The organism is Paraburkholderia sp. 40 (assembly GCF_050434105.1).
Taxonomy (GTDB): Bacteria; Pseudomonadota; Gammaproteobacteria; order Burkholderiales; family Burkholderiaceae; genus Paraburkholderia; species Paraburkholderia tuberum.
Genome location: NZ_JBNPVY010000004.1, coordinates 4,037,247 through 4,062,373, shown reverse-complemented (window position 1 = coordinate 4,062,373; position 25,127 = coordinate 4,037,247). Strand labels below are relative to the sequence as shown.

General features: G+C 62.9%; 20 protein-coding genes and 3 pseudogenes. 9 read left to right on the top strand and 14 right to left on the bottom strand.

Annotated features, from left to right (window positions below; genetic code table 11):
- Positions 1-124 precede the first annotated feature (124 nt).
- The 5 genes from OKW28_RS40745 to OKW28_RS40725 form a co-directional block, all read right to left on the bottom strand.
- Positions 125-1,339: an ABC transporter substrate-binding protein gene (locus OKW28_RS40745; protein ID WP_429453802.1), complete on the bottom strand. Its 1,215-nt coding sequence runs from the start codon at positions 1,337-1,339 to the stop codon at positions 125-127.
- A gap of 62 nt (positions 1,340-1,401) precedes the next feature.
- The gene (locus OKW28_RS40740; protein ID WP_429453800.1) at positions 1,402-2,160 is read right to left on the bottom strand and encodes an ABC transporter ATP-binding protein; all 759 of its coding nucleotides are present in this window, start codon (positions 2,158-2,160) and stop codon (positions 1,402-1,404) included.
- Positions 2,157-2,936, bottom strand: a complete 780-nt coding sequence (locus tag OKW28_RS40735; protein ID WP_018418872.1) for an ABC transporter ATP-binding protein — start codon at positions 2,934-2,936, stop codon at positions 2,157-2,159. Before OKW28_RS40735 ends, OKW28_RS40740 begins: the two co-directional genes overlap by 4 nt.
- A gap of 289 nt (positions 2,937-3,225) precedes the next feature.
- On the bottom strand, positions 3,226-4,941 hold the full coding sequence (locus OKW28_RS40730) for a GMC family oxidoreductase (protein WP_429453798.1): 1,716 nt from the start codon (positions 4,939-4,941) through the stop codon (positions 3,226-3,228).
- A 128-nt stretch (positions 4,942-5,069) separates the two neighbouring features.
- Positions 5,070-6,623 (bottom strand): CoA-acylating methylmalonate-semialdehyde dehydrogenase, encoded by a 1,554-nt coding sequence (locus OKW28_RS40725; protein WP_429453796.1) that lies wholly within the window; start codon positions 6,621-6,623, stop codon positions 5,070-5,072.
- Between the two features lie 145 nt (positions 6,624-6,768).
- Here OKW28_RS40725 and OKW28_RS40720 point away from each other — a divergent pair, with 145 nt between their 5' ends.
- A complete protein-coding gene (locus OKW28_RS40720) occupies positions 6,769-7,668 on the top strand; it encodes a LysR family transcriptional regulator (RefSeq protein ID WP_429453794.1) in 900 nt (299 codons plus the stop codon).
- Positions 7,669-7,904: 236 nt separating this feature from the next.
- A complete protein-coding gene (locus OKW28_RS40715) occupies positions 7,905-8,441 on the top strand; it encodes a class IV adenylate cyclase (RefSeq protein ID WP_018418876.1) in 537 nt (178 codons plus the stop codon).
- An 85-nt stretch (positions 8,442-8,526) separates the two neighbouring features.
- Here the strand turns inward: OKW28_RS40715 and OKW28_RS40710 are convergent, their stop codons facing one another.
- Positions 8,527-9,018 carry an Lrp/AsnC family transcriptional regulator gene (locus OKW28_RS40710; RefSeq protein WP_026225524.1) on the bottom strand — a complete coding sequence of 164 codons (492 nt, stop codon included), beginning with the start codon at positions 9,016-9,018 and terminating at the stop codon, positions 8,527-8,529.
- A gap of 147 nt (positions 9,019-9,165) precedes the next feature.
- On the opposite strand from OKW28_RS40710, the pseudogene phhA reads away from it, so the two are divergent.
- Both phhA and OKW28_RS40700 read left to right on the top strand, forming a co-directional pair.
- Positions 9,166-10,052, top strand: a pseudogene (phhA, locus tag OKW28_RS40705) (phenylalanine 4-monooxygenase).
- 116 nt (positions 10,053-10,168) lie between these two features.
- Complete coding sequence (locus tag OKW28_RS40700; protein ID WP_429453791.1) at positions 10,169-10,459, top strand: 4a-hydroxytetrahydrobiopterin dehydratase; 291 nt, start codon at positions 10,169-10,171, stop codon at positions 10,457-10,459.
- Between the two features lie 104 nt (positions 10,460-10,563).
- Here OKW28_RS40700 and OKW28_RS40695 read toward each other — a convergent pair whose 3' ends face one another.
- The gene (locus OKW28_RS40695; RefSeq protein ID WP_429453789.1) at positions 10,564-10,788 is read right to left on the bottom strand and encodes a DUF3717 domain-containing protein; all 225 of its coding nucleotides are present in this window, start codon (positions 10,786-10,788) and stop codon (positions 10,564-10,566) included.
- 149 nt (positions 10,789-10,937) lie between these two features.
- Here OKW28_RS40695 and OKW28_RS40690 point away from each other — a divergent pair, with 149 nt between their 5' ends.
- Positions 10,938-11,624, top strand: a complete 687-nt coding sequence (locus tag OKW28_RS40690) for a response regulator (RefSeq protein ID WP_013090980.1) — start codon at positions 10,938-10,940, stop codon at positions 11,622-11,624.
- Between the two features lie 167 nt (positions 11,625-11,791).
- Positions 11,792-13,306 (top strand): sensor histidine kinase, encoded by a 1,515-nt coding sequence (locus tag OKW28_RS40685; RefSeq protein WP_429453787.1) that lies wholly within the window; start codon positions 11,792-11,794, stop codon positions 13,304-13,306.
- Positions 13,307-13,389: 83 nt separating this feature from the next.
- Here OKW28_RS40685 and OKW28_RS40680 read toward each other — a convergent pair whose 3' ends face one another.
- The 7 genes and pseudogenes from OKW28_RS40680 to mnmC all read right to left on the bottom strand — a co-directional run bounded on the left by OKW28_RS40680 (position 13,390) and on the right by mnmC (position 22,752).
- The gene (locus OKW28_RS40680; RefSeq protein WP_018418882.1) at positions 13,390-13,923 is read right to left on the bottom strand and encodes an SET domain-containing protein; all 534 of its coding nucleotides are present in this window, start codon (positions 13,921-13,923) and stop codon (positions 13,390-13,392) included.
- Positions 13,924-14,136: 213 nt separating this feature from the next.
- On the bottom strand, positions 14,137-15,249 hold the full coding sequence (locus tag OKW28_RS40675; RefSeq protein WP_429453785.1) for an NADH:flavin oxidoreductase/NADH oxidase: 1,113 nt from the start codon (positions 15,247-15,249) through the stop codon (positions 14,137-14,139).
- Between the two features lie 109 nt (positions 15,250-15,358).
- Positions 15,359-16,072, bottom strand: a complete 714-nt coding sequence (locus OKW28_RS40670) for a glutamine amidotransferase (RefSeq protein WP_429453784.1) — start codon at positions 16,070-16,072, stop codon at positions 15,359-15,361.
- A gap of 142 nt (positions 16,073-16,214) precedes the next feature.
- Positions 16,215-16,854, bottom strand: a pseudogene (locus OKW28_RS40665) (MarR family winged helix-turn-helix transcriptional regulator).
- Between the two features lie 571 nt (positions 16,855-17,425).
- Positions 17,426-18,541, bottom strand: a complete 1,116-nt coding sequence (locus OKW28_RS40660) for a YbdK family carboxylate-amine ligase (RefSeq protein WP_429453782.1) — start codon at positions 18,539-18,541, stop codon at positions 17,426-17,428.
- A gap of 87 nt (positions 18,542-18,628) precedes the next feature.
- Positions 18,629-19,834: a cation:proton antiporter gene (locus OKW28_RS40655; RefSeq protein ID WP_429453780.1), complete on the bottom strand. Its 1,206-nt coding sequence runs from the start codon at positions 19,832-19,834 to the stop codon at positions 18,629-18,631.
- A gap of 950 nt (positions 19,835-20,784) precedes the next feature.
- Positions 20,785-22,752, bottom strand: a complete 1,968-nt coding sequence (mnmC, locus tag OKW28_RS40650; RefSeq protein ID WP_429453778.1) for a bifunctional tRNA (5-methylaminomethyl-2-thiouridine)(34)-methyltransferase MnmD/FAD-dependent 5-carboxymethylaminomethyl-2-thiouridine(34) oxidoreductase MnmC — start codon at positions 22,750-22,752, stop codon at positions 20,785-20,787.
- A 229-nt stretch (positions 22,753-22,981) separates the two neighbouring features.
- Between mnmC and OKW28_RS40645 the strand changes: the two genes are divergently transcribed.
- The 3 genes and pseudogenes from OKW28_RS40645 to OKW28_RS40635 form a co-directional block, all read left to right on the top strand.
- Positions 22,982-23,179, top strand: a complete 198-nt coding sequence (locus tag OKW28_RS40645) for a hypothetical protein (RefSeq protein WP_090802341.1) — start codon at positions 22,982-22,984, stop codon at positions 23,177-23,179.
- Between the two features lie 18 nt (positions 23,180-23,197).
- Entirely contained in the window at positions 23,198-23,476 is a 279-nt protein-coding gene (locus tag OKW28_RS40640; protein ID WP_018418891.1) for an HU family DNA-binding protein, read from the top strand.
- 204 nt (positions 23,477-23,680) lie between these two features.
- Positions 23,681-24,819 (top strand): annotated as a pseudogene (locus OKW28_RS40635) (IS3 family transposase); the annotation flags it as partial.
- Positions 24,820-25,127 lie beyond the last annotated feature (308 nt).

Sequence of the window (25,127 nt, the reverse complement as noted above, 5' to 3'; positions counted from 1 at the left end):
CGACGAGCGGCGACGCTGCCCATCGCGTGCGGCATCTGAAACGGTCATCCGCCAGCGCGTGCCCCTGCAGCGCCGGCGGTTCTCTCAGGTCTGCGCGGTCCTCGACCGCTCACTGCGCCCGCGCTTACTTCCACAGCGCGCAGCGGGTCTGCGCCTTGGTCGTGAAGACCTGATCGCCCGGAATCGTCGCAGTGATCTTGTAGTAATCCCACGGCTCCTTCGATTCGGCCGGCGTCTTCACCTGCATCAGGTACATGTCGTGGATCATGCTGCCGTCCTGACGGATGTAGCCCTTCGCGTAGAAGTCATCGATCTTCGTCTTGTGCAACTGCGCCATCACCTTGTCCGGATCGGTCGAGCCCACCGCCTGCACCGCCTTCAGATAGTTCATCGTCGCCGAGTAGTCGGCAGCCTGCAGGCTCGATGGCATCTTCTTCATCTTGTCGAAGTAGCGCTGCGACCACTTACGCGTGTCGGCGTCCTTGTTCCAGTACCAGCTGTCGGTCAACACGAGACCTTGCGTCGTTTCGAGACCGAGGCTGTGCACGTCGTCGATGAACATCAGCAGCGCGGCGAGCTTCATCGTCTTGGTGATGCCGAATTCCTTCGCGGCCTTGATCGCGTTGATCGTGTCGCCGCCCGCGTTCGCGAGGCCGAGGATCTGTGCCTTCGACGCCTGCGCCTGCAGCAGGAACGACGAGAAGTCCGACGCCGACAGCGGATGACGCACCGCGCCGAGCACCTGGCCGCCGTTCGCCTTCACGACGTCCGAGGTCGCTTTTTCGAGCGCCTTGCCGAATGCGTAGTCTGCCGTCAGGAAGTACCAGGTCTTGCCGCCCTGCTTCGTCACGGCCGAGCCCGTGCCGTTCGCGAGCGCGGTCGTGTCGTATGCGTAGTGGATCGTGTACGGCGTGCATTGCTCGTTGGTCAACGTATCGGCGCCGGCGCCGACGCTGATATAGACCTTGTGCTTCTCGCCCGCGACGGTGTTAGTCGAGAGCGCGGTCGCCGAGTTCGTGCCGCCGACCACCATGTCCACGCCGTCGCGGTCGAACCACTCGCGAGCGCGCGATGCCGCGATGTCCGCCTTGTTCTGGTGATCCGCGTACAGCACCGTGATCGGCTTGCCGTTGACCTTGCCGCCGAAGTCGGCGACCGCCATCCTGATCGCTTCAAGACCGCCCTGCCCGTCGATATCCGCGTACAGCCCCGACATGTCCGTGATGAAGCCGATCTTCACGGCATCGTCGGCCGCTTGCGCGCTGCCCAGCGTCAGTGCGGTGCCGGCGGCGACCGTGAAACAGAGTGAGGCAATTCGCGCGAGTGGGTTCTTTTTCATGCATGTCTCCTGGTTCTTCGCTTGTGGTTATCAGAGGCAGTCGGGCGCGCGTGTGTCCGTGTCTATACGCCCAGTAAATCGTGCAGCACCGGCATCTTGCCTTCGAGCTCGCTAGCCCCGAAATGCTCGACGATCATGCCGTGCTCCATCACATAGAAACGATCCGCGAGCGGCGCGGCGAACCGGAAGTTCTGCTCGACCATCACGATCGTGTAGCCGCGCGCCTTCAGCGTAACGATCATGCGCGCGAGCGCCTGCACGATCACGGGCGCGAGCCCTTCCGAGATTTCGTCGAGCAGCAGCAGATTCGCGCCGGTACGCAGAATCCGCGCGACCGCGAGCATCTGTTGTTCGCCGCCCGAGAGCCGCGTGCCCTGACTCATGCGCCGCTCGTGCAGATTCGGGAACATCGCGTAGATTTCCTCGAGCGACATCATGCGCGCCTTTTCGCCGACGGGCGGCGGCAGCAGCAGATTTTCCTCGCACGACAGGCTCGAAAAAATGCCGCGCTCTTCCGGGCAATAGCCGATGCCGCAATGCGCGATGCGATGCGTGGGCAAGCCGACCGTTTCGCGTCCGTCGATACGGATCGAGCCGGTACGGCGACCCGTGAGGCCCATGATCGCGCGTAGCGTCGTGGTGCGGCCCGCGCCATTGCGCCCGAGCAGCGTCACGACCTCGCCGCGGCCGACCGACAGATCGACGCCGTGCAGAATGTGGGATTCCCCGTACCAGGCTTGCAGTCCCGCGATTTCCAGCGCGGGTGCGCCGCTTTTCGTTTCGCTCGCTTCGAGGCCTTCGCGCTCGACCGTCGTATTCATGCGTGGGCTCCGGCGAGCGCCGCGTCGGCGCTGCCCATGTAGGCTTGCATCACGAGCGGATTCTTCGACACTTCCGCGTAGCTGCCCTCGGCGAGCACTTCACCCCGTTGCAGCACGGTGATCGTGTCGGAGATACCGGCGATCACATTCATATTGTGTTCGACCATCAGGATCGTGCGTCCGGCCGACACTTTCTTGATCAGCGCGGTCACGCGATCGACGTCCTCATGACCCATGCCTTGCGTGGGCTCGTCGAGAAGCATCAGTTCCGGCTCCATCGCGAGCGTGGTCGCGATTTCGAGCGCGCGCTTGCGGCCGTAGGCGAGCTCGACCGTCAACACATCGGCGAAATCGGTCAGGCCGACCTGGGTCAGCAGATCCATCGCGCGATCGTTCAGACGGCGCAACGTACGCTCGCTCTTCCAGAAGTGAAACGCGGTGCCGAGCGAGCGCTGCAACCCGATGCGCACGTTCTGCAATGCCGTCAGATGCGGAAATACCGCGGAAATCTGGAACGAACGGATGATGCCGCGCCGCGCGATCTGAGCTGGCCGTTCGCCGGTGATATCGACACCGTTGAAAACGATCTGGCCCGCGGTGGGTTCGAGAAATTTGGTGAGCAGATTGAAGCAGGTGGTCTTGCCCGCTCCATTGGGACCGATCAGCGCATGGATCGAGCCACGGCGCACGCGCAGGTTCACGCCGTTCACGGCGACAAAGCCTTTGAACTCGCGGGTGAGGCCGCGCGTTTCGAGAATCGTATCGCCGAGAATCATGTTCCCTTCCATACGGAGTAAGGCGAAGCACTACGATCTTTCCGCGCGAAGCTCTGCGCGACTTGTTGTTTTTGCGGCACCCCTTGCCGCTTCTTGGCGTGCTGCACCAATCCGTACGGTAATCCATGGCGCGGCACGCAGCATGGCTGCCATTGTCGCGCCAATGATGCAGCGCAATCATTGGGATTTGCACTTAGGGAACGAGGCCCGCGCCGTGCGTATGTGACGCGCGGTTCACACGCTTCACGTACGCGGCGGAAAACCTGACCGATGCGCTCACCGAGTCATGTCACACAGCTGACATCGACGCGGCCACACCGGTATGCGCGGCCATGCTGCCGCTCACGCGCGCGCGACGATCCTCGCGGATCATGTCGCTGGCGCGCTCGGCGATCATCAGCGTCGGCGAATTGGTGTTACCTGACGTGATGTTGGGCATCACCGACGCATCGACGACACGCAAGCCCTCGACTCCGATAACTCGTAGCCGGTTGTCGACGACCGCGGCGGGATCGTCGGTCGTGCCCATGCGGCAGGTGCCGACCGGATGGAAGATCGTCGTGCCGACCGCGCCCGCGGCCTGCTGCAATTCTTCTTCACTTTGATACTGGAGGCCCGGCAGGATCTCCCGCGGCTGATAGCGCGCGAGCGCGGGCGCCGCGACGATGCGACGCGTCAGACGTAACGCGTTCGCGGCGACGCGGCGGTCGTAGTCGGTCGACAGATAGTTCGGCGCGATCAACGGTGGCGCGGAAGCATCGGCCGACGCAATATGAATGCTGCCGCGCGACGTGGGGCGCAGCTGACACACCGAAGCCGTGAACGCATTGAAGCGATGCAGCGGTTCCCCGAAGCGATCAAGCGACAAAGGCTGCACGTGATACTCGAGATCGGGTCGCGACAACGAGCGATCGTCGGCGTCGGACTTCGCGAACGCGCCGAGTTGCGACGGCGACATCGACATCGGTCCACTCTGAAACAACGCGTACTGCATGCCGATCATCAGCTTGCCCCACCAGTGCGCGGACATCGTATTCAGCGTGCGCACGCCCTGCACCTGATACGCCATGCGCAGTTGCAGATGGTCCTGCAGATTTTCACCGACACCGCGCAGATCCTGAACGACCTCGATGCCGAGATTCTGCAGACGCGCGCCATTGCCGACACCGGACAATTCGAGCAGTTGCGGCGAGTTGACCGCGCCGGCGGAAAGGATCACTTCGCAACGCGCTTTGGCGAGATAGTCGACCTCGCCGCCACGATATTCGACTCCGGTGCAGCGGCGGCCATCGAACACGACACGCTGCGTGTGGGCACCGGTGATGACAGTGAGGTTCTCCCGCTTCAACGCGGGCCGCAAAAATGCCTTCGACGCATTCCAGCGAATGCCACGCTTCTGGTTGACGTCGAAGTAGCCGACACCGGTGTTATCGCCGCGATTGAAATCGTCGGTGGCGGGGATGCCGGTTTGCTGCGCGGCTTGCGCGAACTCTTCGAGAATCTTCCATTTGAGGCGCTGCTTCTCGACGCGCCACGGTCCGCCCGCGCCGTGCGCTTCGTTGGCGCCGCCGTGGTGATCCTCGCTGCGCCTGAAGACCGGCAGCACCGCGTTCCAGGACCACGTCCTGTCGTTCGTCACACGCGCCCACTCGTCGTAGTCTTCCCGCTGACCGCGCATGTAGATCATGCCGTTGATCGACGAACTGCCGCCGAGCACACGCCCGCGCGGATACGACAGCGTGCGGCCGTTCAGACCCGGCTCGGCCTGGGTCTTGTACAGCCAGTCCGTGCGCGGATTGCCGATGCAATACAGGTAGCCGACCGGCACGTGAATCCAGTGATAGTCGTCCTTCCCCCCGGCTTCGAGCAGCAGCACGTGGATGTCGGGATCTTCGGTGAGCCGGTTCGCCAGCACGCAGCCGGCGGTACCCGCGCCGACGATGACGTAGTCGAACTCGCCTTCGAGTCGCCGTGCGGCGCGAGGCGTACTGTCGGTATGACTCATCGTTCAGCCTCCTAAGCATTTTTGCGGCGCACGCGTGGCTGCTCGATCGCTTCCACGCGTGCGCCGCAAAGCGCTGTTATTGTTTTCCTCGCGCGCTTGCCGACTTGATGCCGCGCAAAGCCGCCAGCTTATTTGGCGACCGGCATCGTGAATTCGGCGCCCTTCGCGATGCTGTCAGGCCAGCGCTGCATGATGCTCTTGTAGCGCGTGTAAAACCGCACGCCTTCCTCGCCGTACGCATGATGATCGCCGAACAGCGACTTCTTCCAGCCGCCGAACGAATGCCAGGCCATCGGCACCGGAATCGGCACGTTGATGCCGACCATGCCGATCTCGATCTGCCGGGAAAACGCGCGCGCAATGCCGCCGTCGGACGTGAACAGCGACACGCCGTTCGCAAACTGATTCGCGTTGATCAGTTCGACTGCGGAGGCGAAGTCGGGCACGCGCACGACGCATAGCACCGGTCCGAAAATCTCCTCGCGGTAGATCTTCATGTCGGGCGACACGTCGTCGAACAGCGTGCCGCCGAGGAAGAAACCCTTCTCGTGCCCAGCGACCTGATGACCGCGCCCATCGACGACGAGCTTCGCGCCCGCGGCGACGCCAGCGTCGATATAGCCGAGCACCTTGTCGCGATGCGCGCCGGTGACGAGCGGCCCCATCTCGGCCGCCGCTTCCATGCCGTTGAGGATCTTCAGGCTACTCACGCGCGGCGTCAGACGCTCGATCAGCTCATCGGCGATATGCCCCACCGCGACCGCCACCGAAATCGCCATGCAGCGCTCGCCGGCCGAGCCGTAGGCGGCGCCGATCAGGGCGTCGACGGCCTGGTCGAGATCGGCGTCGGGCATGACGACGAGGTGATTCTTGGCACCGCCCAACGCCTGCACGCGCTTGCCGTGCTTCGTGCCTTCGGTGTAGATGTATTCGGCGATCGGCGTCGAGCCGACGAACGACAGCGCGCTGACTTCCGGATGCACGAGCAGCGCGTCGACCGCGACCTTGTCGCCGTGCACGACGTTGAACACGCCGTCCGGCAGGCCCGCTTCCTTCAGCAATTCGGCGAGCCGGTTCGACGCGGACGGATCGCGTTCGGACGGTTTCAGCACGAAGGTGTTGCCGCACGCGAGCGCGACGGGGAACATCCAGCACGGCACCATCATCGGGAAATTGAACGGCGTGATGCCCGCGACCACGCCGAGCGGCTGCCGCAGATTCCAGTTGTCGATGCCGCCGCCAATCTGATCGGTGAAATCGGTCTTCAGCAGATTCGGGATGCCGCACGCGAATTCGACGATCTCGATGCCGCGCATCACCTCGCCCTTGGCGTCGGAAAATACCTTGCCGTGCTCGCGCGTGATCAGCTCCGCGAGCTCATCGTGATGACGGTCGAGCAGTTCCTTGAACTTGAACAGCACCCGCGCGCGTTTGATCGGCGCGGTTTCGCTCCAGGCGGGAAACGCGGCTTTGGCGGCAGCGACCGTGGCGTCCACCTCGGCGACGCTCGCGAGCGGCACGCGCGCGCTGACGCTGCCGAGCGCCGGATTGAAGACGTCGCCGAAGCGCCCGCTCGTGCCTTCGACCGTCTTGCCGTTGATGAAATGGCTCAGCGCGCGTGCACTCGCCGCGCTGCGTGCGGCTTCGTCCTGCGCGGTTGCGTCGGAATATGTCTCGCTCATCTCGTTCCTCTTTCCTGTGAAATCTTCCGCTTCGCGCTCGATGCCGCGCGCACAAGCGTGCTGAACACCAAGCGTACGGCCCTTACGAGCGACAAATCCAATGAGTAATGCTCAACTGCGCTATAAGCCGCGCTAATATCAGCATATGGATCTGACTCTCCTTAGGGCCTTCGTCACCGTCGCACGCGAGGGCAACCTTACGCGTGCGGCGGTGCAACTGCATCTGACCCAACCTGCCGTCAGCCTGCAAATCAAGCACTTGCAGGAGACGCTCGGCGTGACGCTGTTCACGCGGACTTCGCACGGGCTCGTGCTGACACGCGACGGCCAGGCGCTGCTGCCGCATGCCGAACGCGCGCTCGGCGCGGCAGCCGACGTGCAGCGGGCGGCGCAGACGCTGCGCCAGGAAGTACGCGGGCGCCTGCGCATCGGCACCATTCTCGACCCCGAGTTTTTGCGCCTCGGCGGTTTCCTGAAGCAGCTCGTCGAGACCTGGCCGCAGATCGAAACCGCGCTGCGCCACGGCATGTCGGGCTGGGTGCGCGAACAGATTCGCGCGGGCGAGCTCGACGTCGGCTATTACATTGGCCTGCCCGCCGACGACGACACGCGCGACGGCGCCACGTTTCACGCGGTCACGCTCACGCATTTCCAGTATCGCGTGCTCGCGCCGGCGGGCTGGAAAGATCGCGTGAAGGGTGCGCGGGACTGGCGCTCGCTCGCGGCGCTGCCGTGGATCTGGACGCCGCCGGCGTCCGCGCACAACCGGCTGCTGTCGCGCTGTTTCGGCGAAGCCGGTGTGAAGCCGGTCAAGGTGGCCGAGGTGGACCAGGAGCCGTCGATGCTCGATCTGGTCAAATCGGGCGTCGGTCTCACGCTTGCGCGCGACGCAACCGCGATCGCCGAGGCGCATGCGCACGCGCTGACGATCGTCGATGGCATAACGGTGCCGACGCAGCTGAGCTTCATCACGCTCGACGAGCGCAAGGACGAGCCCGCGATCGCGGCGGCGTTGAAGCTGATCGAACAGCAGTGGGCGATTTGAGCGGGGACGGTCTGACGCGTTGCGATATGAGTCTCGCTAATGCCCGCCCTCTCCCACTTGCCCGCCGAGCTGAAACCGCTCCGTCACGAAGTTTTTGCTAGATTGTCGGTTTGCGCTCGCGCAGCGCCCTCGCAGCTTTCCGTTCCGCCTGGCTTCGTCCTTCCCGGCGGCCTCCGCCCGGCAATACCAGCAACTCCGGAGCCGTCGGTCACTTCCCCCATCCACAGGAGCCTGACATGGCACGCAACATCGAAATCAAAGCCCGCGCCCAGCATTTCGACCAACTGCGCGAGCGCGCCGCACAGCTCGCGACGGACGCGCCGCTGATCTTCCGCCAGCAGGACTTTTTCTACGACGTGCCGCGCGGCCGCCTGAAGCTGCGCCAGTTCGACGACGGCACGCCGGCCGAGCTGATCTTCTATCAGCGCGACGACCGCGACGGCCCGAAGGCGTCGTACTACACGCGCAGTCCGGTGACGAATCCCGAAGCGATGCATGCGCTGCTCGCGACCGCGCTGACTACGCGCGGCATCGTCTCGAAAGAGCGGCACGTATATCTGAGCGGGCGCACGCGGATTCATCTGGATCGCGTCGATGGTCTCGGCGATTTCGTCGAACTCGAAGTGGTGCTCGCGCAGGACGACGACGAAGAAGGCGGCCACGCGGAAGCACAAGCGATGTTCAAGAGCCTTGGCGTATCGGAAGCGGATCTGGTGCCGGTCGCGTATGTCGATCTGCTGAATGCCGACGACGAGCCGAAGCGGGCGGCATAGAGATCCCGTCACCGCAGGGGCCGCGGCAAGGCATGCGCGCTCCCTCTTCCTGTCAGTCGGCACTGCCGGCAACGGCTTCGAACCCTCAAACCGCCGCCGCCCCCGGCGCCAGATGCCCGAGCGGCAACGGCCCATTGCGCTTGAACGTGGTCAGCACGATATTCGAGCGCACGCTATCGACACCCGGCACGCGCATCAGCTTCTTCATCACGAAGGTCGACAGGTAATTCAGATCCGGCGCGACGATGCGCAGCAGATAGTCGGCATCGCCGACGACCGCGTGACATTCGAGCACTTCGGGCAGCACGTCGATCTGCTGCTGAAACTGCTCGATGATCGAATCGCCGTGATGCTTCAGCTTCAGGCTCGTGAAAGCGGTGACGCCGAGCCCAAGCTTTTCGGGCCGTAGCACGACGCGATAGCCATCCACCACGCCGACCTGTTCCAGCCGTTGCAGGCGTCGCCCGATCTGCGACGGCGACAGCGGCACCTGCTCCGCCAACTGCTGATGCGTGGCGCGGCCGAAGCGCTGCAGCACGTCGAGCAGCGCGAGATCGAAGTGGTCGAGTTCAAGCATGGTGATATCCCGCATTAATCTGGCATTTAACGCACGATTATCGCATAGGCATCCGCTTATACGCGAATCATGCGCCCCTTCCGCACGTGCTCCGCTTTACACTCGCATATACCAATTTCAGGCAATTCGTCTTACAGCAGCCTCGCCATGTCCACAGCCAGCACCGCCAAACTCAAGGAACAGTTCGACGCCGGTCTCGAGACCCGCGCCGACTTCACGATCGATCAGCCGCTTGAGCGCTACGGCACGATCGACCATGCGGTCTGGCGACAACTGTACGCGCGGCAAACAGCCTTGCTCGAAGGCTGTGCCTGCGATGAATTCCTCGCGGGCGTCGAGCGCATCGGCCTGCCGTCAGAGCGCGTGCCGTCCTTCGAAGACGTCAACGCGAAGCTCACGCCCGCAACCGGCTGGCGCATCGTCGCGGTGCGTGGCCTCGTACCGGATCAGGCATTTTTCGAGCATCTGGCGAATCGCCGCTTTCCGGTCACGTGGTGGATGCGCCGCCCCAACCAGCTCGACTACCTGCAAGAGCCCGACTGTTTTCACGATCTGTTCGGCCATGTGCATTGATCGATCCGGTGTTCGCCGACTACATGCACGCGTACGGCCGCGCCGCGCTCGCTGCCAATGACGCGGGCGCGCTGCCGCTGCTCGCGAGGCTCTATTGGTACACAGTGGAGTTCGGGCTGATCCGCGATGACGCGAGTCCGAACGGCGTGAGGATCTACGGCGCGGGCATCGTCTCGAGCAAGGCGGAGACGCTGCATAGCCAGCGAAGCGCGGCGCCGAACCGACTCGGCTTCGCGCTGGAACGCGTGATGCGCACGCGTTATCGCATCGATACGTTCCAACAAACCTATTTCGTCATCGATGACTTCGCGCGACTTTTCCACGTCGCGCAAAGCGACTTCGCGCCGCTGCTGACGAAGCTCGCCAACGCACCTGCCTACGCGGCGGGCGACGTGTTCGACGGCGACTGCGTGATTACGCGTGGAACCCGCGAGGGTTGGAACACCGGCAGCGACGTTTGAACGAAAAGCCATCGCAAACCGATCCGGCCCAGCGTGCGGCGAGCGTTGCGCAACCATGAAAAAATGACGGATTCGTCCGCCTGCCGGCGAGCGAGTTCGACGAGCGAGGTAACACCATGATTCAGAAACTGACTTCCGACGAGCGAACCCAGCAACTGGCGAAACTGGATCGCTGGCAAAGCGTGGCTGAGCGTGATGCGATTCGTCGCGCGTTCGAGTTCGCCGACTTCAACGAGGCCTTCGGCTTTATGACGCGCGTCGCGATCAAGGCGCAGGAGATGGACCATCATCCCGAGTGGTTCAACGTGTACAACAAGGTCGACATCACGCTCTCGACCCATGAAGCGAACGGCGTGACCGAACGCGACATCGCGCTTGCCGCATTCATCGACGGTATTACTATCTAATACAAATAATTACGGGCCTTCATGCGTGTTTATGCATAATTCGCCGCGTAATCAGACGACCATGAAAGGACAATGCAGGCAATTCCCTAGGCAAACCTTCAGTTCTACAGGCTATTCTTAAGTTGAACGTAAGCTTCCCAGGCCTGCCTTGCAATCGGGTCGAAACGATCGAGTGATAGCGACTGCTGACGCTGTACAATCAGCAGCGCATACGGCTTGGAGAGCGCGCTTGCCTCCTTGCACAGAACGTGTTCGTCGCCACTTGAGGGTGAGCGGGTGCGCCAGAAGTTGATCGCGGCATCCAGTTCGTGAATGCTGATCTCGGACATGACTTCGTGATGGCTGGCACGGTGCTTCGATTCGGCTCGACAGCTGCTTCGTCGCGCGTCTGCCGCCGCTTCGCACGCTGGCTGTGTAGCAGGCGCCCCGGCGAACCGCTTGCCCAAACGCCTAAACCCATTGTAATTGAGCGAAATCCATGCGACTCCTTCTGATCGAAGATGACCGCCCCATCGCACGCGGCATCCAAAGCAGTCTCGAACAAGCCGGCTTCACCGTCGACATGGTCCATGACGGCATCTTTGCCGAGCAGGCCCTCACGCAAAATCGCCACGAACTCGTGATCCTCGATCTGGGTCTGCCGGGCATCGACGGCATGACGCTGCTGTCGCGTTTCCGGCAGAGCAACCGTCACACGCCGGTGATCATCCTGACCGCGCGCGACGAACTGAACGACCGCGTGCAAGGCCTGAACTCGGGCGCGGACGACTACATGCTGAAGCCGTTCGAGCCGGCCGAGCTCGAAGCGCGTATTCGCGCGGTGATGCGCCGCAGCGGTCCGCACGGTGACATGCCGCGTCCGGAAGTGTCGCTGGGCGGCGTGCGGCTGTCGGGCGTCGACCGCCGCATCTTCAACGACGACAAACCGCTCGAACTGTCGCCGCGCGAATTCGCGGTGCTCGAAATGCTGCTGCTGCGTCACGGCCGCGTCGTCAGCAAGGCGCAACTACAGGATCATCTGACACACTTCGGCGGCGACCTCGGCGATACCGCGATCGAAGTCTACGTGCACCGCGTGCGCAAGAAGCTCGAGAACTGCCGTGTCGAAATCGTCACCGTGCGTGGCTTTGGCTACCTGTTGCAGGAAATTCGCCAGGCCGCATAATCGTCGTGAAGGCCGCGCATTGCGTCGCGGCCTGACGGCGCCGGAGCGGCGCCGCGCATCGGCTGTGCCCTCAGCGCGTAGTGCCGGGCCCCGGACCGTCTCAAGGCGCCTCGCGCCATTACTACCGCAGTTGCCACCGCAGTCACAACTTTCCCGCGCGTTCGATCATGCACCAGCCGGCCGCCAATAGTCTGCGCCGCACGCTGCTGCGGCGCCTCGCTGCTCCCCTGTCGCTGCTCGCGCTGATGAGCGGCCTGATCGCTTACTGGCTCGCATGGCAGTACACGCAGCACGTGGTCGACCGTTCGCTCGCGGATCTCGCAACCGCGATCTCCAAACAGATCCAGATTGCCGGACCGGAAGCGCCGATCACGGTGCCGCCGCTCGCGCAGGCGATGTTCTCCGACCCGGTCGAACATCTGGTCTACCGGATCAGCACCGGCGACACCGAAATCGCCGGCGACCACAATCTGCCGCTGCAAGGCACCAACGTGCGCCGCATGCATTACGCGTACGTGTTCGAGACGCAGCACGAAGGCGTGACCGTGCGGGTCGCTCAGGTGCGCGTCGATCAGCCGAGCGGTAATCCGATCGTCGTCGAAGTCGGCCAGCCCGTGCATCACCGATTCCGCATCGCCGCCGAGTTCCTCATCGCGATCATGATGCCGTTGTTGCTGCTGCTGCTAGCCGGCTGGGTGATCGTGTGGCGCGTCGTCAATCAGCAGCTCAATCCGCTGACCGCGCTCGCCGATTCGCTGAACCGGCAAACGCACACGTCGCTCGAGCCGGTCGACGAAACCTATGTGCCGGTCGAGATCCGTCCGCTGACGGGCGCGCTGAACGCGTTGCTCGATCGTCTGAAAGCCGCCCTCGATGCGCAACGTAAATTCATCGCCGATGCCGCGCATCAGCTGCGCACGCCGCTCACCGCCGTGAAGCTGCATGCGGAGCAGGCGGTCGTCGCACGCGATCCGCAGCAGACGCTCGCTGCCGTGCGCGAACTGCGCGCCGCGGCCGATCGCGCCGTGCGGCTGTCGAATCAATTGCTGTCGCTCGCGCGCGCCGAGCCGGGCGAACAGGCGGCCCGCTTCGTCAATGTCGACATGGCCGCGCTCGCGTTCGACACCGGCGCCGAATGGGTGCCGCGCGCGCTACCGGTACACGTGGACCTCGGCTTCCAGCGCCTCGACGATCCGTCGAACGATGACCCGCTGATGGCACGCGGCAACCCTGTGCTGCTCCATGAAGTGATCGCGAATCTGCTCGATAACGCGCTGAAGTATGTACCGCCTTCGCGGGCCGACGGCGGGCGTATCACGGTCACAGTTTCGCAGACGCTGATCGACGATCTGCGCATGGCCGAGATCGTCGTCGAAGACAACGGGCCGGGCGTGCCGCGTTCGCAGCAGGCGGATCTGTTCAAGCGATTCTTCCGCGGCGACGGGCAGACCGAGGCGGGCGTCGACAGCGGCGCGGGTCTGGGCCTCGCGATCGTCCACGACATCATGGTGCTGCATCATGGCAGCGTGCATTACGAGGACGCACCGGAGGGCGGCGCACGCTTTATCGTGAGGATTCCGTTGCTGCCGCCCGGTGCGTCCGCAGGCGCTGCCACCGCCAACGATGCCGACGCACGGCGCGCCACGAAAAAACCGGCGCACTCGGCGCCGGTCGATTTGTAGAAGGTCTGCCCGGCTGCCGCGGCGGCGTTCGCCTCAGCGCTTCGATCAGCGCAGACAGCTACCGCCGCGCACCGGCCCGCGGCTCATTTCTTCTTCGATTTCTTCGCCGATTTGCTCGACTTTTCCCCCTTGTCGGCGCCTTTACCCGACTTGCCGCCGCCCTTGCCCTTCTGCGGCGGCGCCAGCATCGTGCCACGGCACTTGCGCGCGCCGCAGCGGCATTCGTATTCTTTTTTCAGCTTTTTCGTCTGACGCGCGTCGATCACGAGGCCATAGTCGTAAAAGACTTCCTCGCCCTCCGCGATATCGCGCAGCGCATGCACGTACACGTGTCCGTCGATTTCCTCGGCTTCGCAGTTCGGCGCGCATGAATGATTGATCCAGCGCGCGCTATTGCCGTTCACCTTGCCGTCGATGACCTTGCCGTTATCCAGCGCGAAATAAAACGTGTGATTCGGTTCAGCCGGATTATGCGGATGGCGGCGCAACGCTTCTTTCCAGGTAATCCGCTCGCCCTTGTATTCGATCAGTCGCTCGCCGGCCGCGATCGGTTCGAGAGCAAACACGCCTTTGCCGTGCACACCCGAACGGCGCACGGCGATCCTGCGTGAATTCATTGAATGAATCCTTGTGAAGAACTGGGGAATCAAGTCTGGCAATCGTCAGGCGCGTCGTGCGCGCGGCTTTTTTCTGACGCGAATAGCAAACGCGGCGCCCTGAAAGCGCCGCATCGACTTGCGACGCGCACCGCGCCACAACCGGCATCCTACACGCTGTCCACGGCTTCCTTCAACCGTCAGCCAATGCGTTCGTTCAACATGCGACGGGCGTCACCGTTGACCAAACGAAATGTCGCCGAACAGCGCTTTCTGCTCACGCGGTTGTGAACGCCAGTACTGCGGCGGCGCTTCGACGGTCGCACCGAGGTTAGCGGCGGCATGCCACGGCCAGCGCGGGTTATAGAGCAGCGCGCGAGCCAGCGCGATCAGATCCGCATCGCCCGCTTCGATCAGCTGCTCGGCGTGCAGCGGATCAGTGATGAGTCCGACGCCGATCGTCGTCAGACCGGTCGCGTGCTTGACCGCCTTCGCGAACGGAATCTGATAGCCCGGCTCGAGCGGAATCTTCTGCAGCGGGGAGACACCACCCGATGACACGTCGATCCAGTCGCAGCCGCGCTTTTCCAGCTCGTGTGCAAACGCGATCGTGTCTTCGAGCGTCCAGCCGCCTTCGACCCAGTCCGTCGCCGACACGCGCACGCCGACCGGTTTGTCGGCAGGAAATGCGGCACGCACGATGTCGAAGATTTCGAGCGGAAAACGCATGCGGCTTTCGAGCGAGCCGCCGTAGTCGTCGGTGCGCTGATTGGCGATCGGCGACAGGAACTGATGCAGCAGATAGCCATGGGCGGCATGCACTTCGAGCGCATCGATGCCAAGACGCGCGGCGCGCCGCGCGGACGCGGCGAACGCCTCGCGAATCCGGTTCAGGCCGACGACATCGAGCGCGAGCGGCGGCTCCTCGCCCGGCTTGTGCGGCAGCGCCGACGGCGCATGCGGCAGCCACCCGCCTTGCGACACCGAAATCAGCTGGCCGCCTTCCCACGGCACGTGGCTCGATGCCTTGCGGCCCGCGTGCGCCAGTTGCATCGTCACGTTGACGTGCGAATGCTTGCGGATCGCGGCCAGCACCGGCACGAGCGCCTCTTCGGTCGCGTCGTCCCACAAGCCGAGATCGCCGGGGGTGATGCGCCCGTCCGGCTCGACGGCGGTTGCTTCGATGCACAGCATGCCCGCGCCGGACAGCGCGAGACCGCCGAGGTGAATCATGTGCCAGGCGGTCGCTTCGCCGCGTTCGGCGGAGTACTGGCACATTGGGGAGACGACGATACGATTGGGAAGCGTCACGCTACGCAGCGTGAGCGGAGAGAAAAGCGCGCTCATGGATTACGCCCAGTGAAAGCCCGAGAGCGATCGAGGATAGCACCGCACGCGGTTTACTGCATGAACGTGGCACCTGGCTGGCCGCTTACGTCGCCATTCGGCTAGCCATTCAGGCTTGCGTCTCGACGCGATCGAGCCATTCGCCGAACATGCGGCACGCGGCGGCTTCGAGCACGGGACCGTATCGGCCGGTGTCGGCGCGCAACCGACGCGCGTCGATGCCGTGGCCCGAGAGTTCGTTTGCATTCCCTATCAGCCAAGGTTCGAACCGATCGGTGCGGATCTCGGGATGACACTGCAAGCCCAGTACGTGATCGCCCCATGCGAAGGCCTGATTCTCGCAAGCCGGAGTCGATGCCAGACGGGTCGCGTTGGCTGGCAGATCGAAGGTGTCGCCGTGCCAATGCAGCATCGAGGTATGAGCGCCATCGAGATGACGCAGCGGCGAGGCGCGGCCGGCATCGGTCAGCATGAGCGGCGTCCAGCCGAGTTCGGCCTGAGCCGCGGGGTAGACGCGCGCACCGAGCGCCCGCGCGATCAGTTGTGCGCCAAGGCAGATACCGAGTGTCGGCAGACCGGCCGCGATGCGTTTTTCGATCAACGACAACAGCGGCGCGAGCGTGGGGTACAGCGCGTCGTCGGTAGCGCTGATGGGGCCGCCCAGCACGACCATCAGCGACGCGGCAACCGGATTGGGCGCCTCGATACGGCCAACGCCCACATCGAGATAACGGACCGGACGCCCGCGCTCGCCGAGCACGAGCTCGAGACTGCCCAGATCCTCGAAGTGCACATGGCGGATGGCGAGTACTTCCCGATTCATCGGCCTGCCCTATCTTCAGGTTGACTAACGACTTGCCGCCAGCGACTTTATCCTTGCACGGCACCAGCCGGCAAGCAGGCGGCGCATACCGCCCGCCGTCGCCGGCCAGGCCATGTTAGCGGATTGCCCAGGAAGACGCCGCTTATTGGGCGAAGATCTTCCAGGTCTTCTTCCGGGTGGCGACGTCCGCCGTTTCATGCACGGAGCAGTCGAGACGCACATCGGTGTCCAACATGTTCAGGTCGAGCAGCGCGCAGTGATGCGGCGTCTTCCTTCGGATTCTTGCTCGGCTGGAAATGCGTGCAGCTCAGGCACATACGATGCGACGGAATCGTGTCTTGCGCTTCGAGCTGATAGATGGTCTTGAGCAGCGTGCGATAGAACACGGACTGCTCGTCGTCGCGCAGCGTGCCGACCGCCTTCGAGAGGAAGTCCGGCCATTGCGCGGCGCGTTTGGCAGCGGTGCGGCCACGCGAGGTCAGACGTACCGCGAGCGCGCGACCGTCGTCGAGTGCGCGACGCTTTTCGACGAGGCCCTTGGTCTCGAGCGTGCTGACCGCATCGCTGGTGGTCGCGGCAGTCAGCGCCGTTTCACGCGCGATTTCGCCGAGACGCATCGGCCCCTTACGTTGCATCAACAGCACGAGAATCTCGCCCTGGGTCGGCGTAAGGCCCGCGCCTTCCGCCCATTCCCAAGCCTGGCTTCGCATCGCCGTGCTCAATCGCAAGAGGCTGTGGGTCACTCGCCCGGCTGCCTGTTCTCCGTATACGCCTTCGCTCATAATCTTCGATTCGTTTATTTACCGCTTTGGTGCAATGCCGGCGGCTGCCTGCCGGAGTACACCCGTTGCGTGTGTGGGGTCGCTTCGTCCAACCGCGGATGAAACCGTTTGTACTATCTCAAAAATACACCGTCTTGGAAGCCGAAGGCGGCGAAAAACGACATTCTATGCGACAGCGGCTAATCGTACAGCTAACTTATCCAACGCGAGCTGTGGATAAGCAGGGGAAAACGTTTGGACAGCCTGTGTACCGTTTTGCAACAAGCACTTGCAGCGTGCTGAACGTTTCCTCGGTTGCGCTTGCCAGGCGTGGCCGGGAGCCCGCTTTACGAGTCCAGTTATCATTTCCCCAGCGCATTGACTTTGCAGGAAATTATTCAGTTGTCCACAGCCTTTGGCAATGCCTGCTTACGACTACTACGCTGGTATACGTAAACTTTCGAAAAATCTGAAGGGTTGCGCGCGCGAAAAACCATAAAAATTTTCTTACGAAAAAAAACCCGCACGCGGCGGGTTTCGTCGGAACGTCGCGTACCTGGCGCACGCAAACGGTTTCATGAAGTCTTCGCGACTAGGCGCGCCATTGCAGACACTGCTGGCGAACCGCTTCATGTAAGGACTTTTCCTGCGCAAACACACTGCGCAGCCACGTCGCGTCGTTGACCTGACCGCGCGCGATCGCGCCGACTTCGGCCAGCGCATTCACCGAGCCGAGCGCTTCCGCATGCGGTCCGATCTGTTCGAGCGTTTCGAGAATATCTTCGGAAATCGTCTTGCGTTCACCGGTTTGCGGATTGATGCAGGTGCCACCGAGTCCGAAGCGGCAGGCTTCGAAACGGTTGAACGTGTAGACCAGATAGTCGTCTTCCTGCGGCATGATCGGCTTATCGAGCAACAAATGACGCGAGAGCGTCTGGATGTAGCAGGCGATCGCCGCGGCGCGATCCACCGAAAACGGCGTATCCATCACGCGGACCTCAATCGTGCCGAAGCCCGGCTTCGGACGGATATCCCAGTAGAAATCCTTCATGCTGTTGACCACGCCCGTGTGGACCATCTTCGAGAAATACTCCTCGAAGCTGTCCCACGTCAGCACGAACGGCGCGCGGCCCGACAGCGGAAACGCGAACACGGAATTCAGTCGTGCCGAATGAAATCCGGTATCGACGCCCTGTACGAAAGGCGACGACGCGGACAGCGCAATGAAATGCGGGATGAAGCGCGACATCGAATGCAGGAGATACAGCGCGCTGTTCGGATTCGGGCAACCGATGTGCACGTGCTGGCCGAACACGGTGAACTGCTTCGCGAGATAGCCGTATAGCTCGGAAATATACTGAAAGCGCGGCGTATCGACGATCTGCCGCTCGCTCCATTGCTGGAAAGCATGGGTGCCGCCACCGCACAGACCGACGTTCAGATGATCGGCCGCGGACACCAGCGTGTCGCGAATCTTGCGCAGATCGGTGACCGCCTGTTCGTGCGACGTGCAGATGCCGGTCGACAGCTCGATCATGCTTTCGGTGATTTCCGGCGTGATATTGCCGGGGATTTTTTCGTCCTTGATGAGGCGCAGCAGATCCGTGCCGGCTTTGGTCAGATCATAGTCGTGCGTATTGACGATCTGCATTTCGAGCTCGATACCGAACGTGAACGGTTTCGAGTCGATGAAGGGTTCGAGTGACATGGCGTCCCCTGAGTCAGGTCGTTTGAGGCGAAGGAATTGAAAGACGGGTTCGTGAAACGCGCATGGCAGCCCACGCGCGTTTCACGCTTACCCCTCGCGCCGCTCGGCGACGAGCGCGAGGCTGCGATAGACGAGCCACGGCCCGAGAATCTGCAGCACGAAAATCGAACACATGACGATCGCGCGCAGCTGCGGATCGAAGTTCGGATACAGGTTGTACGTGTCGTCGACGAGCAGATACGCGAGCGCCGACATCGGTGACAAGGACAGGCCGAGCGCGATGCCCTGCTTCAAGTTCAGACCGCTCGGCTTCGCGAACGCCAGCACGCCGACCAGCTTCGCGACGAGGCGAGCAACGATCAGACCCAGCGCGGCGACTCCGCCCAACGCGATGTGCTTCCATTCGAACGATGTCAGCGTCAGCACGAACAGGATCACCGTCAGCAGCCAGCCCGCAGTGCCGAAATGCTCTGGCCACAACTGCGGACGCACTTCGTGATTCTTCACGATGATGCCCGCGGCGAGCAGCGCGAGAATCGTCGACAGCTTGAAAAGATGCGCGATCGCGATCGCGAGCAACACGAGACCGAACAGCGCCACGAACGAATGCTCGTCCTGCATGTTCAGGCGCCGATAGAAGAACGTGCAGGTGCGCGCGAGCAGATACGCGAGCACGAGCGAGCCGACCAGCAGGTACAACGGCTGCAGGATGGTCGCGAACACGTTGCCGTAAACCTCCTGATGCAGCCAGCTCGACACGAGCTTTTCGATCACGACCGCGTACATGCTGTTCAGCGCGGTCAAGGTCAGAAGACGCTGCGTGACCTGGCCTTCCGCGCGTAGTTCGGTTTTGAGCTGGATCACCATCGCGGGCGATGTCGCCATCGCGATCGCGGCGAGTACGGTCGCGACCATCAGCGGCACGTGCAGAAACAGCAACACGGGCAGCACCAGCACGAAAGTCAGCGTGGCTTCGGCGACGCTCGACAGAATCAGCCACGGATTACGGCGGATCCAGCGCAGATCGAGCCGGCTGCCGAGTTCGAACAGCAACAGGCCAAGCGCGACGTCGAGCAGCGGCCGCGCGGCGCTCGCGGAATCCGCATCGATCACGCCAAAGCCTGCCGCGCCGGCCACGAGTCCGATCACCGCATAGCCGGAAATGCGCGGTAAACGCCACGCGCGATAGCAAAGCTCGCCGCACAAACCGGCGGCAAGCAATGCAAGACCCGCCCAGAAAATGGCGTCGGGCGAAAGCGGCCACGCTGGCAAAAACGAAAACGCCGAATTCATCGTAATGGGTTCTCCTTGGCAGCAACGGCAGACGACACGAACCGGCGCACACGCACGCCGTCACGAGCGCACCGGGAGCGCACGTTGTCGCAAGCGCTTCGCGAAATCAGCGTTGCGAGGTTTCAATGATCGGATGATCGGAATGCGCCACGGCCGCGAAGAACCGCACGGAGTCGGGCACATACACGGGATGCGGCAGTAGCAACAGGCACGCTGAAGGAACGCCGTCGACCTTGAATCAGATTCTGTTTGACCGGCACCGTTCCATTGCTGCGCGTGCCGTCAGTTGGCGTGGCACGACGCGGAAAAACGGGGATTGTGCCATAGCTTTTTCCGGGTTAACCGAAAAGACGTTAACTCGCAGGCAAAACGGTAAAAAAGAACGTTATTTTCCAAGTGAACGGAAAAAGCGACCTTTTTTCGAGGTATCGCGTCAGTTTCGACCACGTCGCGAACGGCGAATCCGCTCCCGGGCGTTACCGCCGCTTCGGTGATTTCGAGGCGCGGTTTTGACGTTAACGCAGTGCGTCGAGCGATCCGGTTTACGCGATCTCGAACGAAATTCAGCTAGCCCGATAGGCGGGGCGTTAGCCTCCGTCTTTGCTGTTTACTGGTTTACCGTATGTATACGTAGTAACAGTTAACAAGCTGCCTCGGTTTCTGTGGATAACCTATGTTTACCGAAACAAATCATCGAGTTCCCGGCCGCATAACCGGATGCACAGCATGTGCGGCGGCTGCCGGTATACGCGAGCAACTTTTCGCACTTTTTCGCGATGTCCCAGTTACCCCGTTTACGTCCACAACGGTTCCACACGACTTGCGCCGGTTAATCGCGCGGTTATCCACAGGTCGCAGTGGATAAGCCGGAGCCCTGGTTAACCTGGTTTACAGGGCGGGCGGAGTTAACGTGCCGGGCGCAGAGATAACTTCGCAATGGTCGAAGCCGTTTAACCGATCGTTCCCTGTCGCAAGGACCGCAGCAGAAAACGCCCAGGGTCGATGTCTTCGGCGAGATCGCGTTCGAGCGGCCACGGCTCGCCTTCGATCTGCGAGGCGATCAGTTCAGCGCCGAGCGCGGCCCACACCAGCCCGCGAGAACCATAAGCGAATGCGCCGTACAGACCGTCGAGGCGCGGCAGATCGAGCGGCCATGCGCCGCGCAGGCGGGCAGCATCGCGGGCGGCAGCGGCTTCGTCGGCGAACTGGCCGATCATCGGCATGCGATCCGAGGTCACGCAGCGAAACGCAACGCGTCCGGCGAGCGGGGTCAGCGGCGCGGCATCGAGTGCGCTTGCGAACGACGGCAACATCTGCGCGACGCGCTCGATATTCTCGCGATGACCGTCCGCGCGCAGCGACGTGTCGGGGTCGTCGAGTTCATAGGTCGCGCCTGTCAGCGTGACACCGTTCGCGAGCGGCACGGCGTAGCCCTCGCCGATCACCGGCAGCGCAAGCGGCGCGACGGTACCCGCCGACAGCAAGCTCAACTGACCACGAATGCTGCGTGTCGGCGCATGACGCAAGCCAGCGATGCGCGCAGCTTCATGCGCACCAGCGACGATCACGACCGGCGCTCGCGCGACTACCTTTCCCGCGATATCGAAGACGGTCCACTGATCGCCGGAACGTTCGAGCCGCGCGACGTCGACACCGAAGCGTCGTTCGAGCAAGCGGCCTGCCGATGCGAATTGCGCCGCGCACAGCGAAGCCGGATCGATCCAGCCGCCGCGCCGAAAGAACCAGCCGCCACGCGCGAGCGGCACGCCGGCGAGTCGCTCGGCATCGGACGCGCACACCGGCGTCACGTAGTCGGACGGATAGCGGAACGCACCGATGGCCTCGCCGATTGCGCGCGCCTCGTCGTCGTCCGCGGCGATCTGCAGCAGACCGCGATCGCCGCGCGCGAGCCGATGCCCTGCACTTTCGAGCGCTGCCCAACGATTGAGCGCGTACAGAAAGCCCGCCCGCGTGACGCGCGACGCGACGCTGTCGTCGCGCGAAATCATTGGGTGGAATACGCCGGCTGGATTGCCAGACGCATCTTGTGCAACCGACGCATGCCGCTCGAGCGAAGTCACGCGCCAGCCGCGCGCCGCAAGCCGCTCGATTACCGCGCAGCCGGCCAGTCCCGCACCGATCACGACCGCGTGTCGTTCGTCGTGCCCGAACGGCGCGGGCGGCTCATAACGGCGCACACGCCAGCGCGGCGCGAAGCGACCGACCAGCATCGCGCGTTTCCAGCCGAAGCCGTCGACCTTGCGATACTCGAAGCCGCATTGCGTCAATGCGCGTTTGACGTCGCCCGCGCTGCTATAGGTGGAGAAGGTCGCGTCATCGCCCGCGACGCGCGCGAGCGCATTGAAGATCGCCGGGCTCCACAGCTCTGGATTTTTCGCGGGCGCAAAGCCATCCAGATAGAACGCATCGGCACGCAGCCGCAATGTGGGCAGGCTGTCGAGCGCATCGGCAAAGATCAACGTCAGCACGACGCGGCCGCCTTCGAATTCGAGCCGGTGCGTGCCGGGCACGAGCATCGGCCAAGCGTTCCCGAGCGTGTCCGCGAGCCCGGCGATCAGCGGATCGGAGATCGTCGTTGCGTGAACGCGGCGCAGATCGGCGGCGCTAAACGGATGCTTTTCGGTCGACACGAAATGCAGCCGCTCGCAGCGAGCCGGATCGGCGCGCCATGCGGCCCACGTGACGAGAAAGTTGATGCCGATGCCAAAGCCGGTTTCGAGCACGGTGAACGTACGGCGGCTCTGCCATCTTTCGGGCAATTCGTTGCCACGCAGAAAGACGTAGTGAGCCTGCTCGAGCGCGCCGACGGCGCTGTGATAGATGTCGTCGTAGTGTGGTGAAAAGGGGCTGCCGTTGTCGCGGAAAGCGAGGACGGCGGGGATCAGCGGATCGGTCATGCGCGACGGGAAAACACGCTCAAAAGTCGCTCGAAAGAGCGGGTTCGATGGTTCGAGCCGGCGCGCGCTGCGCGCGAGTCGCCGTAAAAGACCCATCAGGACGCATTCAGACGCTTTGCTGCGTTGGCAAAAACCAACGCTAACCCCCGCCAGGACTGGGTTTCAGCCCCCGTTTAGGGGGTGCTGAGGGGCAAAACTTCGATTTCCTTGCAAGAACGGCCCGAAAACCGTGCAATTCCTCGAAACCCTTATCCTGATTGGGTTTGCGCTGCGCTATCATAGCAAGCGCCGCGAAGGGAGCGGCAGCACGGCCGCCGAACAGGGTTTTGTCCGGCGCGGGAGATCTTCAGGATCAGGGCCGCAGCTGCTCGACGGCGCGGTGCGCGCACGTATAATCGGCGCGGTCGCGCTGTTCGTATCAACCTAAACTCAGAAAGGAACCTTAATGAACAAACAGGAACTGATCGACGCTGTCGCAGGACAGACGGGCGCCAGCAAAGCTCAAACCGGTGAAACGCTGGACACGTTACTTGAAGTGATCAAGAAGTCTGTGTCGAAGGGTGAGGCGGTCCAGTTGATCGGCTTCGGTAGCTTTGGTTCGGGCAAGCGCGCAGCGCGTACGGGTCGTAATCCGAAGACCGGCGAAACTATCAAGATCCCGGCTGCCAAGACAGTCAAATTCACGGCAGGCAAGGCGTTCAAGGACTCGGTCAACAAGCGCTAGGCAGATTCCTGCCGGGCAGTTGACACCCGCGAGAAAAACCCGCCAGTGGCGGGTTTTTTTTCGTGTGCGCCCAGCATGGGCGCACTCCTGGAGGTGCAAGTCCTCCCATAAGCTGACCACAGCGAATGAAGTGAAGCGCAACTGCGTAAGTGAAGTTGACCCGCGAAAACGGACACCTATGCTTTTGATCAGGAGGTGTCGAAAATGGGCAGGCATCGTACCCCATACCCTGTGGAATTCCGGGCTCACATGGTCGAGCTGGTTAAGGCCGGAAGAACGCCTGAGGATCTGGCGCGCGAGTTCGAGCCGACCGAACAGACGATCAACAACTGGGTCGCGCAGGCCGATCGCGATGCGGGTGTGCGTCACGACGGGCTGACCACGGCCGAGCGGCAGGAACTCACACGGTTGCGTCGCGAGAACCGGCAACTGAAGATGGAAAGGGACATTCTCTCGCAGGCCGCGGCCTGGTTCGCGAGGGAGACGGGAGCCGTTCCGCCGAAGGGCGGTACGGATTCATGAGAGCGAACCGGGCCAGGTGGCCCATTGCCACGATGGCACGGCTGCTCAGGGTCTCCGCGAGCGGCTACTACGCATGGCTGGTGCGTGAGCCATCGAAACGCTCGTGTAGCGATGCGCAACTGCTCGAGCGCATCCGCACGCTGCATGCGAATTCACGCGGCACATATGGGGCGCCACGTATCCATGCGCAGCTCGCGTGGGAAGGCGTGCATGTGGGATGCAAGCGGGTCGCACGTCTGATGCACCTGGCCGGCCTGCATGGTGCGAGCCGGCGGCGCTGGCCACACACCACGCGGCAACGCGCGGGGGCTCGGCGCGCTCCGGATCTGGTGCGTCGGCACTTCTGCGCGGAGGCGACAAACATGCTGTGGGTGGCGGACGCCACCTACATCCCGACTGGCGAGGGGTTTCTGTATCTGGCCGTAGTCCTCGACGTGTTCAGTCGCCGAATTGTAGGCTGGGCGATGTCAAGCCATCTGTACACCGAACTGATGCTGCGCGCACTCGATATGGCGTTGCTGCAGCGACGCCACGAGGGCGTAATTCTACATTCGGACCAGGGATGCCAATACACCTCTATTGCATTCGGACGGCGCTGCCGCGAAGCCGGTGTGCAACCGTCGATGGGGACGGCCGGCGACGCGTACGACAACGCGATGTGCGAATCGTTCTTCGGCACGCTTGAAGCGGAGCTACTCTCGCGAGAACTCTTTGCGACTCGTGAACAGGCCCGGCAACGCATCTTCTGGTTCCTGGAGGGCTGGTACAACGTACGCCGCTTACACAGCGGCATTGGCTATCGTTCGCCGCTTGAATTCGAAAACCTCAACGTTAAAAGGCAAACCGTATCGCCTTGCGGGTTGTCCACCGGCGGGCAGCGTCATGGTCGTGAGAGGCGACCCGCCGCCCGCCCGTGGACAACCCGCGACTCAACACTCAACGGAGGTTAGATCGCATCAAATCGCAGGCTGCAAATCCGTCCGTCGAACCGGGTCAACCTCAAAGGGTGACCGAGCGTGGGGAGGAAGCGTGGAGCAAAGCCGTGAGCCGATGGACAAGAACCGGATATGAGGCGGCACCGATCAGGGCGAGCGGGCACGAATCTGCGAAGCTCTTGTGGTCAAGGATT

Coding starts and splice junctions, on each gene's coding strand:
- OKW28_RS40745 (WP_429453802.1), bottom strand. CDS start 1,339: ATGAAAAAGAACCCACTCGCGCGAATTGCCTCACTCTGTTTCACGGTC.
- OKW28_RS40740 (WP_429453800.1), bottom strand. CDS start 2,160: ATGAATACGACGGTCGAGCGCGAAGGCCTCGAAGCGAGCGAAACGAAA.
- OKW28_RS40735 (WP_018418872.1), bottom strand. CDS start 2,936: ATGATTCTCGGCGATACGATTCTCGAAACGCGCGGCCTCACCCGCGAG.
- OKW28_RS40730 (WP_429453798.1), bottom strand. CDS start 4,941: ATGAGTCATACCGACAGTACGCCTCGCGCCGCACGGCGACTCGAAGGC.
- OKW28_RS40725 (WP_429453796.1), bottom strand. CDS start 6,623: ATGAGCGAGACATATTCCGACGCAACCGCGCAGGACGAAGCCGCACGC.
- OKW28_RS40720 (WP_429453794.1), top strand. CDS start 6,769: ATGGATCTGACTCTCCTTAGGGCCTTCGTCACCGTCGCACGCGAGGGC.
- OKW28_RS40715 (WP_018418876.1), top strand. CDS start 7,905: ATGGCACGCAACATCGAAATCAAAGCCCGCGCCCAGCATTTCGACCAA.
- OKW28_RS40710 (WP_026225524.1), bottom strand. CDS start 9,018: ATGCTTGAACTCGACCACTTCGATCTCGCGCTGCTCGACGTGCTGCAG.
- OKW28_RS40700 (WP_429453791.1), top strand. CDS start 10,169: ATGATTCAGAAACTGACTTCCGACGAGCGAACCCAGCAACTGGCGAAA.
- OKW28_RS40695 (WP_429453789.1), bottom strand. CDS start 10,788: ATGTCCGAGATCAGCATTCACGAACTGGATGCCGCGATCAACTTCTGG.
- OKW28_RS40690 (WP_013090980.1), top strand. CDS start 10,938: ATGCGACTCCTTCTGATCGAAGATGACCGCCCCATCGCACGCGGCATC.
- OKW28_RS40685 (WP_429453787.1), top strand. CDS start 11,792: ATGCACCAGCCGGCCGCCAATAGTCTGCGCCGCACGCTGCTGCGGCGC.
- OKW28_RS40680 (WP_018418882.1), bottom strand. CDS start 13,923: ATGAATTCACGCAGGATCGCCGTGCGCCGTTCGGGTGTGCACGGCAAA.
- OKW28_RS40675 (WP_429453785.1), bottom strand. CDS start 15,249: ATGAGCGCGCTTTTCTCTCCGCTCACGCTGCGTAGCGTGACGCTTCCC.
- OKW28_RS40670 (WP_429453784.1), bottom strand. CDS start 16,072: ATGAATCGGGAAGTACTCGCCATCCGCCATGTGCACTTCGAGGATCTG.
- OKW28_RS40660 (WP_429453782.1), bottom strand. CDS start 18,541: ATGTCACTCGAACCCTTCATCGACTCGAAACCGTTCACGTTCGGTATC.
- OKW28_RS40655 (WP_429453780.1), bottom strand. CDS start 19,834: ATGAATTCGGCGTTTTCGTTTTTGCCAGCGTGGCCGCTTTCGCCCGAC.
- mnmC (WP_429453778.1), bottom strand. CDS start 22,752: ATGACCGATCCGCTGATCCCCGCCGTCCTCGCTTTCCGCGACAACGGC.
- OKW28_RS40640 (WP_018418891.1), top strand. CDS start 23,198: ATGAACAAACAGGAACTGATCGACGCTGTCGCAGGACAGACGGGCGCC.